Raw genomic sequence first — 13,900 nt, 5'->3', positions numbered from 1 at the left:
GTGCGGGTTTTTCTGGCAGTTTCTGCGCTGGCCGTTGCGGTTTCCGCCGTCTGGCTGTGGGGGTTCGGCGGCGCCGGCGCTGTTGCGGTCTGGGCGGGCGAAGGCCAGCGCGAGGCGCAGAATGCGCTGGCGCGGGGGCTGCGGGCGTTACGGGCCGGTGAGCCCGGGGCGCTGCTGGCGCTGCTGGCCTTGTGTTTTGCCTACGGGTTTTTTCATGCCGCCGGGCCGGGGCATGGCAAGCTGGTGATCGGCGGTTACGGCATCGGCAAGACGGTGCCGCTGGCCCGGCTGGCCGGGCTGGCTGTGGCGTCTTCGCTGGCGCAGGCGGCCACCGCGGTGCTGCTGGTGGCGGGCGGGCTGCTGCTGCTGGACTGGGGCCGCGAGCAGCTGACCACTGCGGCCGAGGAGGTGCTGGCGCCGGTGTCCTATGGGCTGATTGCGCTGGTCGGGCTGTGGCTGCTGCTGCGGGGCGTGCGGCGGCTGCTGGCGAGCCGGACTGCGGCGGCGAAGGAGAACCGCCGCGCTCATCATGGACATGCGCAAGGGGAGGTCTGCGCCTCCTGCGGCCACCGCCACGGGCCGACGGCGGAGGAGGCGGCCAGTGCCGCCTCGCTGCGCGACGCGCTGGCGATCATCGGCGCGGTGGCGCTGCGGCCCTGCACGGGGGCGGTGTTTCTGCTGCTCCTGACCTGGCGCATGGGGGTGCTGTGGGCCGGTGTTGCCGGCGCCTTTGCCATGGGGCTTGGCACTGCATCGGTGACCGTGGCGGTGGCGGCGGCGGCGGTCACCCTGCGCAAGGGGGCGCTGGTTCAGCTGCAAGGGACAGGCGCGCTGCGGGCCGCGGCGGTGCTGGAGATTGCCGCAGGCGCTGTGGTGGCGCTTCTGGCCGGCCAGATCATGCTGCGGGCGCTGTGAGGATCACTCCGCCAGTGCGCTTTCCAGCAGGGCAAACATCGGTTCCAGGATGAGGTAAGCCGACATCAGGGCCGGCATCGGCGCGGCCTGTTCCCGCGCGCTCATCTCGTGCCAGAAGGTCAGCGACTTGCGCTGCAGCAGGTGGCCGTGCGGGTGGGCCTTGCGATAGGGGGCGGGCACGCGTTTCAACTCGGGGTTTTTGGCGGTGAAGCCTTTGAGCGCAAGGATGTCCACCAGCGCTGCGATTTCGTCGCCATAGGCGCCGTCGACGGCCGCACGCCAGCGCGGCAGCTGCGGCTTGCTGAAGCCCATGATGCCGCCGCCTGCGGTGCAGTAGCCGGGGGCCAGCCCGAAGAACAGCGCGCAGCCGCTGCTGTTCAACGTCCACATCAGGTGCAGATGGGTGTTGTAGGGTGTCTTGTCCTTGGAAAACCGCACGTCGCGCTGGGGGCGGAACAATTTGCCCGTGACCGGGGCGCCGCTGCGCCGGGCGATGGCTTCGGAGATCTCGTCGAGCAGCCGCAGCGCGGGGAATTTCACCGCGGCGTCATACCTGTCCTTATGCGCCGTGAACCAGTCCCGGCTGTTGTTCTGCGCAAGCGCTGCCAGAAAGTCACGGGCATCGGGGAACAGCGGCGGAAGGGCGTTGGTCATCGCAAGAGGCTCCTGGGGCGCGGGCGGGAAATCCGCCTGCGGGATTATCACCATAGGTCTGCGCAAGGGCAAGGGAACTCCGCTCTTGCGGGAGCGCGCGCCCAAGTCTAAGGCTGGCCGCATGAACACCTTGGCGAGAAAACACACCGGGATGCCGCTGCGCGGCCATGCAAGGGCGATAGCCGTTCTTGGGCTGCCGCTGGTCGGCGGCCATGTGGCGCAGTTTGCAATCGGCCTGACCGATACCGTGATGCTGGGCCGCTACGGGGTGGAGGAACTGGCGGCGGTGACGCTTGGGTCGACCTATTTCTTTTCGATCTTCCTGCTGGGGTCCGGCTTTGCCTTTGCGGTGATGCCGATGGTGGCTGCCGCGGCGGGTGCCGGGGAGGAGCGGCAGATCCGGCGCAGCACCCGGATGGGGTTGTGGCTGTCGCTGCTGTACGGGGCGCTGGCGATGCCCTTGCTGTGGTGGTCGGAAGCGATCCTGCTGATGCTGGGGCAGAAGGCCGACATTGCGCATGCGGCGGCAGAGTACCTGCGGATTGCCGGCTGGGCGATCTTTCCGGCCCTGTTGTATATGGTGGCCAAATCGTATCTGGCGGCGCTGGAGCGGACCCAGATCGTGCTGTGGCTGTCGGTGTTCGGGGCCGTGCTGAACGCGCTGGTGAATTATGCGCTGATTTTTGGCAACTGGGGCGCGCCGGAGCTGGGCATCACCGGGGCGGCGATTGCGTCGCTGGTGACCAACGGGGTGTCTTTTGCGCTGGTGCTGGCCTATGCGCTGAAGGTGCTGCCGGAACATGAGCTGCTGAAGAACTTCCAGCGCCCCGACTGGGAGATGCTGGGGCAGGTGCTTCGCTTGGGGGCGCCGATCGGACTGACCACCCTGGCTGAAGCCAGCCTGTTTGCGGCCTCGGCGATGATGATGGGGTGGCTGGGCACGGTGCCGCTGGCCGCGCATGGGATTGCGATCTCGCTGGCGGGGCTGACGTTCATGGTGCATCTGGGTCTGTCCAATGCGGCCACGATCCGTGCGGGCAATGCATACGGGCGCGGCGACCGGGATCACATGGCGCGCGGCGGCAAGGTCGTGACAGTGATGTCACTGGCGTTTTCAGTGGTCGGGGTCACCCTGTTCCTGGCAATCCCCGAACCGCTGATGTCGCTGTTTCTCGACCCTGCGGATCCGCAGAAGACGGAAATCTTGCTGATCGGTACCGGGCTCTTGGCGGCGGCGGCGCTGTTTCAAATGATGGATGGGATGCAGGCGGTTGCGCTGGGACTGCTGCGCGGGGTGCAGGATACAGCCGTGCCGATGGTGATTGCGGTGCTCAGCTATTGGGCCATCGGGATGCCGGCGTCTTATGTCTTTGGCTTTGTGCTGGATTGGGGCGGTGTTGGCGTCTGGGCGGGGCTGATTGCCGGGCTCTCTACCGCGGGCGTGTGCCTGATGGCGCGGTTCTGGATCAAGTCGATCAAGCTGGCAGGCGCCCCGGCTGTCTGAGCCGGGCGGGGTTGACCAGCTGCAGGTGTCTGGGCAGGCTTGCTGAACAGCTTTGCCTGCAGTCAGAAAAGAGGCCGTTCCCGATGATGACCGATGACGATACACGCCTGCTGCGCGTTGCCTACGAGGAAGCCAGGGCGGGTTTTGACGAGGGCGGCTGCCCGATCGGCTCGGTGCTGGCGCGCGGCGGCCGGGTGGTGGCCCAGGGGCGCAATCAGCGGGTGCAGAAGGGCGATCCGGTTGCCCACGGGGAAATGGACGCGCTGCGCAAGGCGGGGCGGCAGAAATCCTATTGCGATACGGTGCTTTATACCTCGTTGTCGCCCTGCATGATGTGCAGCGGCACCATTGTGCAGTTCGGCATTCCGCGGGTGGTGATCGGCGATACCAGAAATTTTGGCGGCAATGAGGAATTCCTGCGCTCAAGGGGCGTTGAAGTGGTAATCGCCGACGATCCGGACTGCATTGCGCTGATGGCGCGGTTCATCCGGGAAAAGCCTGCGCTGTGGGCGGAAGACATTGCCGAGTGACGGCGGCCTGAGGGCTGACGAAATATTGGCATTTCGCGTCGGGTTTCGAAGATTTCGCGCCGGGCTTTCGCTGTAGGGTCTGCGCAGATTTGCAATGCATGCGCGCGCTGCGCGGCATCAGGAGGCTTTCCCATGTCCAAACCCGTTGTTCTGATCACCTCGGCCACCGGCCGCATCGGCCGCGAGCTGGTCGCACGTTTGGCCGCGGCAGGCGGTTTCACCGTGCGCGCCTGCTATTTCAGCGCGGCCAAGGCAGACCAGCTGACCGCGCTGGGCGCCGATGAGGCGGTGAAGTTCGACCTGTCGGAACCGGCCACCTGGGAGGCGGCGCTGGAGGGAGTTTCGGCGGTTTATTCCGCCTCGCTGGATCCGATGCTGGAGGGGCATCTGGCCTTTGCCAAGGCGCTGGGCGGCCGGAAGGATCAGATCAAACATGTGGTGCGCGTCAGCTGCATGGGCGCCGATACCAACACTGCGTCTTATGACGCGGATACCCATGCCTCGCGCCCCGGCGCGGCGATTCCGCTGATGCTGCAGCACTATTGGTGGGGCGAAAAGGCGCTGATCGACGAAGGCCTGAACGTGACCGCGCTGCGCAACAACTTCTTTATGAATCACCTGTTGAAGACCGACTGCGAAACCATTGAAAACGAAGGCTGGTTCTCGAACCCGCTGGGCGGTATGCGCAATTCTTTCGTGGCCACCCGTGACATCGCCGAGGCGGCCGCGGTGGTGCTGGCAGAAGGCCCGGAGCGGCATGGCAACAAGTTCTATGACATCACCGGCCCGGCGCCGCAGTCGATGGCGGAGATTGCGGCCGATCTGGGCCGCGCCATGGGCCGGGAGATCAAGTACCGCCCGCAATCCATGGAGCAGTTCGAGGCGGATTTCGGCAGCACCCGCGCCGGGTTCTTTGAATATCTGACCAATGGTTTCTACACCCGCTGCAGCCCGGATTTCTATAACATCACCGGGCACAAGCCGACCTCCTATTATGATTACCTGACCACCAGGGGCGCCAGCGGCGAAACCGGGCTGGAGGAGCTGTGGCAGGGAAATCTGTGGAAGAAAGGCGTCGATGCGATGAAGGATGCAGCGGCAGTCCCGGCGTCCTGAGCCGCAGCAGCCGGTAAGAAGCAGCCGGTAAGAAAAGGGGGCTTCGCGCTGGCGGCGCGAAGCCCTTTGCCCATCCTGCGCCGGGGATAAACGGCGGCGCCGGTGCCGCCCATTCCTGCATCCGCTGCCGCGCTGTGATATGCTGGGCCGGATCACCGCTGGCGGCGGCAAGGAGGACCCTGCAATGGCACGCTCCGTTACCTGTTCTGTTTTTCCGGCGTCTCTGAGGGGCGCCTTGCTGGCCTGCCTGGCATTGATCGCCTTGGCGGCGGGCGCCGCCGCCGAGGGCGACCGGCCGCGGAGCGGGCTGATGTGGAACCGGACCGGGTTGCCGGCTGTTTTCCCGCTGCAGGTGAAAAGCCCGCCCGGCGCGGATTATTTCCTGGTGCTGAGCCGTGAAGACAGCGGAGAAGAAGCGCTGGCGGCCTATTTCAAGGGCGGTGCGTTCTTCAAGGTTCTGGTGCCGCCGGGCCGTTATGTGCTGCATTTTGCCAGCGGAACAGGCTGGCAGGACGAGGGGCGGCTTTTTGGTCCGGACACGCGGGTTTTCAAGCTGCCGGAGGTGCTGGAATTTGCCATCCGCGGGGCAGGGATCAAGGGCGGGCACAAGATCACCCTGACGCGGGGCGGCGCCTTTTTGCAGGCGGCGGTCAAGGAACAATACATCTGCCAGGTCGCCAGTCTGGACGAGCCGGCGCCGGTGCCCCGCCCGCTGCCGGACAGCCGGCACCTGTTCCGCCTGGGCGGTGATCCGCAGCAAAGATGGAGCCTGCATCTGCGGTGGCGGCTGGGGCTGAGGGGCCCTGAGGCCGGCACGGCGGAACAATTGTGGCAGCGCAGATGGTTTGTGCTGGGCAGCCCGCTGCTGCCCCGGCGCCAGGTGGCGGGGCACGGCCCGGTCCCGGAGCGGGCGGAGACCCGGTTCCGGTCTTATTCGGTTCGGACACCGGTCTGCGGCTGAAGCGTCCGGACGGGACGGAGGTCACTCCGCGCCGCGGTCTTTCATCAGCCGGTCGGCCTTTTTGCGGACCAGCACGCTGCGCAGGTCATGCATGGCCAGCAAAAGCGCGTCGGTGACGTCCTCCAGCTGCGCGTCGGTGGCCCGGCTGTTGGCCCAATGGGCGGTGTGGTTCAGGTGGTCGATGGCGCGGTGGATGTCGTCGGTATCGCGGGCCGCGAGGGTGGCGGCGCGGGCCTCCATCCAGGACTTGATCTCGGCGATGTCCTGGTCTGACAGCGCGCGCTGGCCATGCGGTTTGATCTCGCCGTTGCGGATGTTCACAACGGCGATCTGGTCCATTTCAATCCGCCGCTGGCGGTTCTCGGTATCGACGCGAAAGACAAAAGCGCCGTTTTCACGGACGCGGAAATAGTAGTCCGGCAGGTCGGCGCTCATGTCTTGTTCTCCGGTCAGGTCAGCGCGGCACAGAAGGTCTGGATACGGCTGCAGGCCGTCTCCAGTGCTGCGTCGGAGGTAGCGTAGCTGACGCGGAAGTTTGGCGACAGGCCAAAGGCCGCGCCGAACACCACGGCAACATCCGCCTCTTCCAGAAGCGCGGTGGCAAAATCCTCGTCCGTTTCGATCACCTTGCCTGCCGGCGTGGTCTTGCCGATCAGCCCGGCGATGGAGGGGTAGACGTAGAAGGCTCCCTCCGGCACGGGGCAGGAGATGCCGTCAATCTCGTTCAGCATCGACACCACCAGATCGCGGCGGCGGACGAACATCTCGTTGTTCGGTGCCAGAAAATCCTGCGTGCCGTTCAGCGCCTCAACCGCGGCCCATTGGCTGACCGAGCAGGGGTTGGAGGTGGATTGCGACTGCACCTTGCGCATGGCGGCGATCAGCGGTTCCGGGCCGGCCGCATAGCCGATGCGCCAGCCGGTCATTGCATAGGCCTTGGACACACCGTTGCAGGTCAGGGTGCGGTCATAAAGCGCCGGTTCGACCTGGGCGGGGGTGCAGAATTCAAACCCGTCATAGGCGAGGTGCTCATACATATCATCGGTCATCACCCAGACATGCGGGTGGCGCATCAGCACCTCGGTCAGCGCCTTCAGCTCCGCCCGGCTGTAGCCCGCACCGGTGGGATTGGAGGGCGAGTTGAAAATGAACCATTTGGTTTTCGGGGTGATCGCGGCCTCCAGCTGATCGGCGGTCAGCTTGAAATTGGACCGAATCGAGGTCTCGGCGATCACCGGCGTGCCGCCGGCCAGCAGCACCATGTCCGGGTAGCTGACCCAATAGGGCGCGGGGATCACCACCTCGTCGCCTTCGTTCAGCGTTGCCATCAGCGCATTGTACAGCGTCTGCTTGCCGCCGGTGCCGACCGACACCTGAGCGGGCGTGTAGTCCAGGCCGTGGTCGCGCTTCATCTTGGCGCAGACCGCCTGTTTCAGCTCGGGGATGCCGTCGGGGGCGGTGTATTTGGTCTTGCCCGCGGCAATGGCGGCGACGGCCGCGTCCTTGATGTTCTGCGGCGTGTCAAAGTCCGGCTCACCGGCGCTGAGCCCGATGACGTCGCGCCCCGCGGTCCGCAGCCCGGCGGCTTTTGCGGTCATCGCGATGGTCGGTGACGGTTTGACGCGGGATAAGGTCTCGGACAGGAAAGACATGGGCTGTGGCCTTGGTTTGTATGTTTCGCAGAACTGTCATAGGGTGCGGCTAGATGGCGATCAAGCCGCGTTGAAACTGGATTTAGGAGAACTGGCAATGACTGAGCAGAGCACAGACTGGTACGGTCCGGATGCAGCAACATTTGGCGACCGCGTAGCGGCCGCACGGGAAGCCGCCGGGATGACCCAGGGCCAGCTCGCGCGCCGGCTTGGCATCAAGAAATCCACTCTCAGCGCCTGGGAGCGGGATCTGGCGGAACCGCGTGCCAACAAGCTGACCATGCTGGCTGGCGTGTTGAACGTCTCGATGTCGTGGCTGCTGACCGGTGAAGGCGAAGGCATGTCGGAACCGGCGCCGCTGGAGCTGGAAGCCGGTGATTTTGCAAGTGTTCTGAGCGAACTGCGCGACCTGCGCAGCGAAATGCGCCAGAATGCGGAACGCGCGGCGCGTTTGGAGAAAAAACTGCGGACGCTGCTGCAGGTCAATGACAGCCAGACAACGGAAGCTGCCTGAGACCGGCATGCAGGAAGACCGTGCCATCCGTCTGAAGCGGCTGCAGATGCGCTCGATGCGCCGGGGTATCAAGGAAATGGATATCCTGCTGTCGGCCTTTGCGGCCGCGAATCTTGAGCAGATGAACGAGGCGCAGCTGGATCTTTATGACCAGCTGCTGCTCGAGAACGATCAGGATTTGTACCAATGGGTCACCGGCCAGGCGGCACCGCAGGAGCGGTTCTGCGCCCTGGTGGCCGATATAGCGCAAACGTACCAAAAATAATAAAATCCCAGCTTAACTGATTTTTGGGGAATTGTTGGCATATTGTCTCAAGAGCAAATTCGAGTCGGAGATGCGAATGAGTATGGAATTGCCAATCGGCCAGACAGACCGCAAAGGGTTCATGACTGGCTATCTGGAGGCGCTGGGTCTGCTTGAGCGCCTTCACCGTCTGCTGCTGGACGTCATCAAGGATGAGTTTGAGCGCGTCGGCGTGCTGGAGATCAATGCGGTCCAGGCGCTGTTGCTGTTCAACATCGGCGATAATGAAGTGACCGCCGGGGAACTGAAAACCCGCGGCTACTATCAGGGCAGCAATGTCAGCTATAACCTGAAGAAGCTGGTCGAGATGGGCTATATGCACCATCAGCGCTGTGAGATCGACCGCCGGTCGGTGCGCGTCCGCCTGACCCAGCGGGGCCGGGAAATCCGCGATATCGTGGCGGCGCTGTTCTCGCGCCATGCGGAGGGCCTGGAGGAGAGGGATGTGATCTCATCCGCAGGGATCGAGGACATCTCTACTGCGCTGAAGCGGATGGAGCGTTACTGGTCGGATCAGATCCGCTATATCTACTGAGCCGCCGGTCGGGATGTGAAACCCCTGCGGGCACCAGGCCGGGTCGTGCGGGGACAATTCCGGCGGGCCGCAGACAGGGTGTGCAGACAGGGCATGAGGCGAAACCGTGCCCTGGACGTATCAAAGGGCAAAGTGCCGGGACCCGCATGAAGGTCCATGGCAGAGGTCGCAGAAGCGGCCGCCCTTGTTGCCGGGTTTGAGGCTTGCGGAAAGCCAGAAAGCCAGTGCGCGGAGGCAGATGCCGGATGGAACGGGCAGCACCAAAGCGGTGCTGCGCCGGGTTATCCGCGTTGCCGGGCGCGGTGCTGCCTTACCAATGGCCGGTGTTTTCCATGCTGGCCCAGGGTTCTGCCGGGGCCAGCGATTCGCCGTTCTGCAGCAATTCGATCGAGACATTGTCGGGGGAACGGACAAAGGCCATGTGCCCGTCGCGGGGCGGGCGGTTGATGGTGACGCCATTGTCCATCAGGTGCTGGCAGGCGGCATAGATATCATCGACACCATAGGCGAGATGCCCGAAATGGCGGCTGTCATCGGGCAGCGCATCATCGCCGTCCCAGTTGTAGGTCAGTTCCAGCGGCGTATCCTCCTGGCCCGGAGGTGCCATGAAGACCAGGGTGAACCGGCCCTGCTCATTCTCCCAGCGGCGGGTCTCCTGAAGGCCGAGGAGGGCGTAGAATGCCATCGATTGTTCCAGATCTTTCACCCGGACCATAGTGTGAAGATATGTGAGGGGCATCGGTGATTCCTTTGTGCATCGGTGTCCGCAGCAGCCTAGCGTGCAGCTGCGGGAAGTCGAGGAACCGGGTTCAGAAAGCCGATTGAATGCCGAAGTTCACTCCGAAGCGGTGGGATTCATACAACCCGATGTTGCTGTCGTTCTTGGAGGCGGACAGGCGCAGGGTCGGATTGAAGCCGTAATAGTCGATGCCCCTGAAAAGAAGAGAGATATCCGCACTGTATTTACGGTCCTGCCGCCCGTCGGGACTGTGGCGGGAGACGTCATAGCCGCGGTCGCGCGCGGACAGGCCGAGCAGGACCGTGGCGCCGAACACCGGTTTGGCAAGGGTGAGCTGGGTGCTGAGTCCAGCCTCGGAAAATTCGTCTGATGCGGTGCTGGCGCTTGCCTGCGCCAGGGTAAGGCCGCTCCACAGGGTTGCTCCGGAGCCGAGCCGGAAGCTGTAGGAGAGGTCGCCGCGCCAGATGTCCTGATCGCTGGTCATAACGCCGAATTGCCGTTCGGTGGACAGCCGGGCATTGACCCGGCGCTGGCGCTCCAGCTTGTAGCTTTGGCCGGCGGACAGGCGGATAAAGCGGGTGTATTCGTCGCCGCTGTACCAGCTTTGCCCGGCCTGGCCGGACAGCCGGTATTCGCCCAAGCGGTTGAAATTCAGCCCTTTGTGCGCGTAGCCAAGCGCGTAGGAGGCGTAGGTGAAATCGCTGCCCTTGGCGTCGGGCGCCTGCGCCCTGGCTTCGGATGACAGGGTGTAGGTGCGCAGATCGACGGCAACTGTCAGGTCATGGGCGCGGGTCGGGGTTTCGCGGAACCGGAAACGGGAGCGCGAATTGAAGGAGTATTCGATGCCGGAAAGCGCCCGCTGGCTGCCGCCGAGCTGGAATTCCGCGGGCCCGCCAAGGAGGACTTCGGTCAGTTCGTAGTTCAGGAAGGAAGACCGTTCCGAAGAGCCGTTGTTGATATTGGATTCCGGTGCAACGGAAAAGGAGAACAGGTGCAGCCAGGGGCTGGCGGCGCGGACGTAGCGGAAGTCGCGGATGGCGAGCCGTTCCAAGTGCTTGCTGGGGGCGTGCTGGACGGCGCGGCGCAGCCAGAATTTGGCCAGCGTTTTTTGGCCGCCGGAGGACAGCGCCTGTGCCATCACCATCGAGGCGGCATACTTCTGGCCGTCATTTTCGGCCAGTTTCCAGGCTTGCCGTGCTGAATGGCGGGCGTCGCGGAACTCTCCCAGGGAGCGGGCAGAGCGCGATTTGATCAGCAAGGCCAGACGGTCCTGCGGATCCCGCTGCAAAAGCGCCTCGGAAAACGAATAGGCCTGCGTGGTCCGGCCCTGCTTCAGGGCAATTGCAGCAGCCTGGCGGACCTGGTCCGGGGTTGCGGTGTCCTGGCCGGAGGGGGCCGCCAGCGCGAGCGGCGGCATTGCCATCAGCAATGCCGCCAGAACGCCCCTGCGCCAGCCTTTAAGCGGGGCGGGCATCGGGGATCATTCGTTGTTGTAAACGATGAAACCGCCGGTTTCCCGCACTTCGGTGCCGGCCGGGTCCATTGTGTTTTTCACCACAACAATGCCGGTGATTTCCTCGGCGTTGTCGCCGGAAACCAGGGCGTAATAGTTGCCGCTTTCATAGACCTGAGTGATGCCGTTGGCGTCGGTATAGTAGCTGTTCAATGTGCCAAGGATTTCCCCGTTGTCATCCAGATTGCCCGGCCCGACATCAAAGGTCAGGGTCGGGATTTCATTCAGGCTGAGGGAGTTTTCAGCATTGATGCGGTTCAGGACCTGACTGGTGATATGGGTGCCGTTGGTGTCAAAGATCAAACGGTTGGAGATCGTGCCCGCAATTGCATCGCCGCGCTGGCCGGTGCTGCCGTTGAAGTCATCAAAGTCGATCGCGATTTCGATGTCGCCGGTGGTGTATTCGAGACCGCCTGAGCCTTTGAAATCGCGAACACCTGCAATGGAACCCTGATAGATCGCCTGTCCGCTATCCGGCAGGGTGACGCTGTTGTCGCGCTGGTATACAAAGCCGCCGAAGCCGTAGTCGACATAGGCGCCGGTGCGCACAATCGCAAACTGGCTGTTGCCAGAGCTGCTGACGCCGTAAATCGCACGGTGGGTGAACTGGTTGATGATTTCGCCATCAACGATATCGGGGAACTGCGCGTCGGCCTCATAGACTGCAAAGGGGCCGAGGCTGCTGACGGCGGATCCGCGGGCATAGGTGTTGTCACCGTCAAAGCCGAGGTTGTCGACCGTAAAAGTATCATCACCGGCGTTGTACACGATACCGGAAGCATAGCCGTCGCCGAGTTCACCGCCGTCCGCCGCTGTCGGTTCAGACCGGAAGATGGCCTGGTCCGGTGTCGGGGAAGCGGTTCCAGGAGGAATCCCGTCGCGGCTGATCGGCGTGCCGGGATCGGGATCCGTTCCGGGATCCGTGCCGGTGTCGTCTTCGGTCTCGAAGGGGTTGCCCCCGCTGCATGCGGACAGCGCGGTGACAACCGCGAGCCCCAGCCAATAGCGCCTCATCTGCCTCTACCTCAATATGTATTATCGTTTTGCGCCACATTCGGTGCGGGCAGGGTCATTGTCAATTGAGCAGACGGCATTTGGACGCAACCGTGGCGGATGCGCTACCTGCATGTGGTTTTCATTTCAGGCCGGCCGGGCAGATGTGGTATCGAGAAGGTGGCGCAGCGCTGCTTTTAGAGCTTGGCGCCCGGCGGCGCAGACGTTATGCCGGGGCGTGAATTTTCGGTGGAAGCCATGGTGAAAGTCATGGAGAACAGCCATGCATCAGGATCCCGGCCGGCGCTGCCGCATTCCGGGCCGCTGGGGCCTTTTGAGCCCCCCCCCCGGGCGAAGGGGAACGGCGGTCCGGAGCTGATCAATGGCCATCAATGGCGCCAGTTTCCGCGGTTGCGGCCTGCGGGCCGAAATCACGTGTTAAAACTGTCCGGGAGCGCTGTGGCGGTAGAATGCGCTATGACCCGGCACGCGTTATTCATTATGATTGAAACGGGCTGCCACGCAGGTTTCTGTTGTTGGCAAAAATTGTGGAGGCAGAGGCATGCGGCATCCGGAGTATCAGTACCTGGATCTGATCGAACGGGTCCTGGAATACGGGGACGAGCGGGTTGACAGAACGGGCGTCGGTACCCGCTCGCTGTTCGGCGCCATGGTGCGCTTTAATTTGTCGGATGGCACGGCGCCTATTCTGACGACCAAGCGCGTCTACTGGAAAACCGCGATCAAGGAAATGCTATGGTTCCTGACAGGGGGAACCAATATTCAGCCCCTGCTGCGGGAGAACGTCCGGATCTGGACGGACTGGCCGCTGGCGGCCTATCGCCGCGAGACCGGGGACGGCGTCACGCAAGCGGAATTCGAGCGCAGGATTGTCGAGGACGACGGATTCGCAGCGCAATGGGGTGAGCTTGGCCCCGTGTACGGCAAGCAGTGGCGGCGCTGGATGGGGTCCGACGGCCGCGAACATGACCAGATCGGGACGCTGATCCGCGCGCTGCGCGAAACCCCTGCGAGCCGGCGTCTGCTCTTTCACGGCTGGAACGTTGCGGAACTGGGAGAGATGGCGCTGCCGCCCTGCCATATGGTCTATCAGTACCATGTGACCTCCGACGGGCGTTTGAACTGCCTTTTGTTCCAGAGATCGGTCGATTTGCTGCTGGGCGCCGCCTTCAACTATGTCGGGGCTACTGCGTTGCAGCTGATGCTTGCGCAGCAAGCGGGCCTGCGCCCCGGCGAATTGGTCTGGGTCGGAGGGGATGTGCACCTCTACCGCAACCATTTCGATCAAGCGCGTGAGCAGCTGGGGCGTGAACCTCGGGCGTTGCCGAAGATATCGTTGGCCAAACGTGCGGAGAGTATTGACGACTACCGGATTGAGGACTTCGAAGTCGAAGGTTACGATCCGCATCCGCACATAAAGGCCGATGTTGCGGTTTGACAAGCAAGGAAGACACTCATGATTACTCTGATCGCTGCGCGGGCGCGCAACGGCGCCATTGGCAAGGACAATGATATCCCATGGTTCGCGCCAGAGGATCTGAAAGCGTTTCAGCGCGAAACGCTGGGCGGCGCCATCATCATGGGCCGCAACACCTGGGACAGCCTGCCGGTGAAGCCGTTGAAAAACCGCCTGAATCTGGTGGTGTCGTCCAATCCGCAGGCGGCCGGGATCGTGCTGCCGTCAATCGGGGCGGCAGTGCAGGAGGCTTATGCGCAAGGCTACCGCCGGGTCTATGGCATCGGCGGCGAAGGCATTTACCGCGGCATGCTGGAGATGGCGGACCGGCTGCTGATCACCGAGGTAAATCTGACGGTTGAGGATGCGGACGCCTATTTCCCGGATTTCCCGGAAGAGGAGTGGAGCAAGGCCGGCGAAACGGTGCTGCGCGAAAGCGATCCGGCCTGTGTGATGGCTGAGTATCTGCGGCGGGGCTGACGGGCTTTCTTTG

The 13,900-nt window shown here is 63.6% G+C and carries 16 protein-coding genes; 10 read left to right on the top strand and 6 right to left on the bottom strand.

Going from position 1 to position 13,900, the window contains the following annotated elements; genetic code table 11:
• On the top strand, positions 1 to 915 hold the full coding sequence (locus tag AC0KW6_RS06160) for a nickel/cobalt transporter (RefSeq protein WP_474034432.1): 915 nt from the start codon (positions 1 to 3) through the stop codon (positions 913 to 915).
• 3 nt (positions 916 to 918) lie between these two features.
• Here AC0KW6_RS06160 and AC0KW6_RS06155 read toward each other — a convergent pair whose 3' ends face one another.
• Positions 919 to 1,569: a TIGR02453 family protein gene (locus AC0KW6_RS06155; protein ID WP_474034431.1), complete on the bottom strand. Its 651-nt coding sequence runs from the start codon at positions 1,567 to 1,569 to the stop codon at positions 919 to 921.
• 121 nt (positions 1,570 to 1,690) lie between these two features.
• Between AC0KW6_RS06155 and AC0KW6_RS06150 the strand changes: the two genes are divergently transcribed.
• The 4 genes from AC0KW6_RS06150 (at position 1,691) to AC0KW6_RS06135 (ending at position 5,680) form a co-directional block, all read left to right on the top strand.
• Positions 1,691 to 3,073, top strand: a complete 1,383-nt coding sequence (locus AC0KW6_RS06150; RefSeq protein WP_474034430.1) for an MATE family efflux transporter — start codon at positions 1,691 to 1,693, stop codon at positions 3,071 to 3,073.
• A gap of 86 nt (positions 3,074 to 3,159) precedes the next feature.
• Entirely contained in the window at positions 3,160 to 3,603 is a 444-nt protein-coding gene (locus tag AC0KW6_RS06145) for a nucleoside deaminase (RefSeq protein ID WP_474034429.1), read from the top strand.
• A gap of 132 nt (positions 3,604 to 3,735) precedes the next feature.
• Positions 3,736 to 4,719: an NAD(P)H-binding protein gene (locus AC0KW6_RS06140; protein WP_323779287.1), complete on the top strand. Its 984-nt coding sequence runs from the start codon at positions 3,736 to 3,738 to the stop codon at positions 4,717 to 4,719.
• A gap of 184 nt (positions 4,720 to 4,903) precedes the next feature.
• Positions 4,904 to 5,680, top strand: coding sequence for a hypothetical protein (locus AC0KW6_RS06135; protein ID WP_474034428.1), 777 nt, complete (start codon positions 4,904 to 4,906; stop codon positions 5,678 to 5,680).
• 21 nt (positions 5,681 to 5,701) lie between these two features.
• Here the strand turns inward: AC0KW6_RS06135 and AC0KW6_RS06130 are convergent, their stop codons facing one another.
• Together AC0KW6_RS06130 and AC0KW6_RS06125 are read right to left on the bottom strand one after the other, a co-directional pair.
• Positions 5,702 to 6,115, bottom strand: a complete 414-nt coding sequence (locus tag AC0KW6_RS06130) for a hypothetical protein (RefSeq protein ID WP_323779291.1) — start codon at positions 6,113 to 6,115, stop codon at positions 5,702 to 5,704.
• Between the two features lie 14 nt (positions 6,116 to 6,129).
• Positions 6,130 to 7,332 carry a pyridoxal phosphate-dependent aminotransferase gene (locus AC0KW6_RS06125; RefSeq protein WP_474034427.1) on the bottom strand — a complete coding sequence of 401 codons (1,203 nt, stop codon included), beginning with the start codon at positions 7,330 to 7,332 and terminating at the stop codon, positions 6,130 to 6,132.
• Positions 7,333 to 7,429: 97 nt separating this feature from the next.
• Here AC0KW6_RS06125 and AC0KW6_RS06120 point away from each other — a divergent pair, with 97 nt between their 5' ends.
• The 3 genes from AC0KW6_RS06120 to AC0KW6_RS06110 all read left to right on the top strand — a co-directional run bounded on the left by AC0KW6_RS06120 (position 7,430) and on the right by AC0KW6_RS06110 (position 8,685).
• Positions 7,430 to 7,846 (top strand): helix-turn-helix domain-containing protein, encoded by a 417-nt coding sequence (locus AC0KW6_RS06120; RefSeq protein WP_323779296.1) that lies wholly within the window; start codon positions 7,430 to 7,432, stop codon positions 7,844 to 7,846.
• 7 nt (positions 7,847 to 7,853) lie between these two features.
• Positions 7,854 to 8,111 (top strand): succinate dehydrogenase assembly factor 2, encoded by a 258-nt coding sequence (locus tag AC0KW6_RS06115; RefSeq protein WP_323779305.1) that lies wholly within the window; start codon positions 7,854 to 7,856, stop codon positions 8,109 to 8,111.
• A gap of 76 nt (positions 8,112 to 8,187) precedes the next feature.
• Entirely contained in the window at positions 8,188 to 8,685 is a 498-nt protein-coding gene (locus AC0KW6_RS06110; RefSeq protein WP_323779298.1) for a MarR family winged helix-turn-helix transcriptional regulator, read from the top strand.
• A 310-nt stretch (positions 8,686 to 8,995) separates the two neighbouring features.
• Here the strand turns inward: AC0KW6_RS06110 and AC0KW6_RS06105 are convergent, their stop codons facing one another.
• From AC0KW6_RS06105 to AC0KW6_RS06095, 3 genes are all read right to left on the bottom strand, one after another.
• Positions 8,996 to 9,424: a VOC family protein gene (locus AC0KW6_RS06105; RefSeq protein ID WP_323779300.1), complete on the bottom strand. Its 429-nt coding sequence runs from the start codon at positions 9,422 to 9,424 to the stop codon at positions 8,996 to 8,998.
• 70 nt (positions 9,425 to 9,494) lie between these two features.
• Positions 9,495 to 10,898: a surface lipoprotein assembly modifier gene (locus AC0KW6_RS06100; RefSeq protein WP_323779301.1), complete on the bottom strand. Its 1,404-nt coding sequence runs from the start codon at positions 10,896 to 10,898 to the stop codon at positions 9,495 to 9,497.
• 6 nt (positions 10,899 to 10,904) lie between these two features.
• On the bottom strand, positions 10,905 to 11,951 hold the full coding sequence (locus AC0KW6_RS06095; RefSeq protein WP_474034426.1) for a hypothetical protein: 1,047 nt from the start codon (positions 11,949 to 11,951) through the stop codon (positions 10,905 to 10,907).
• Between the two features lie 541 nt (positions 11,952 to 12,492).
• Here AC0KW6_RS06095 and AC0KW6_RS06090 point away from each other — a divergent pair.
• Positions 12,493 to 13,389 (top strand): thymidylate synthase, encoded by an 897-nt coding sequence (locus tag AC0KW6_RS06090; RefSeq protein WP_474034425.1) that lies wholly within the window; start codon positions 12,493 to 12,495, stop codon positions 13,387 to 13,389.
• 18 nt (positions 13,390 to 13,407) lie between these two features.
• Positions 13,408 to 13,887: a dihydrofolate reductase gene (locus tag AC0KW6_RS06085; protein WP_323776658.1), complete on the top strand. Its 480-nt coding sequence runs from the start codon at positions 13,408 to 13,410 to the stop codon at positions 13,885 to 13,887.
• The last annotated feature ends 13 nt before the right edge of the window (positions 13,888 to 13,900 follow it).

The organism is Leisingera sp. SA215, from assembly GCF_055902035.1.
This window is presented reverse-complemented; position numbering and strand designations above follow the sequence as displayed.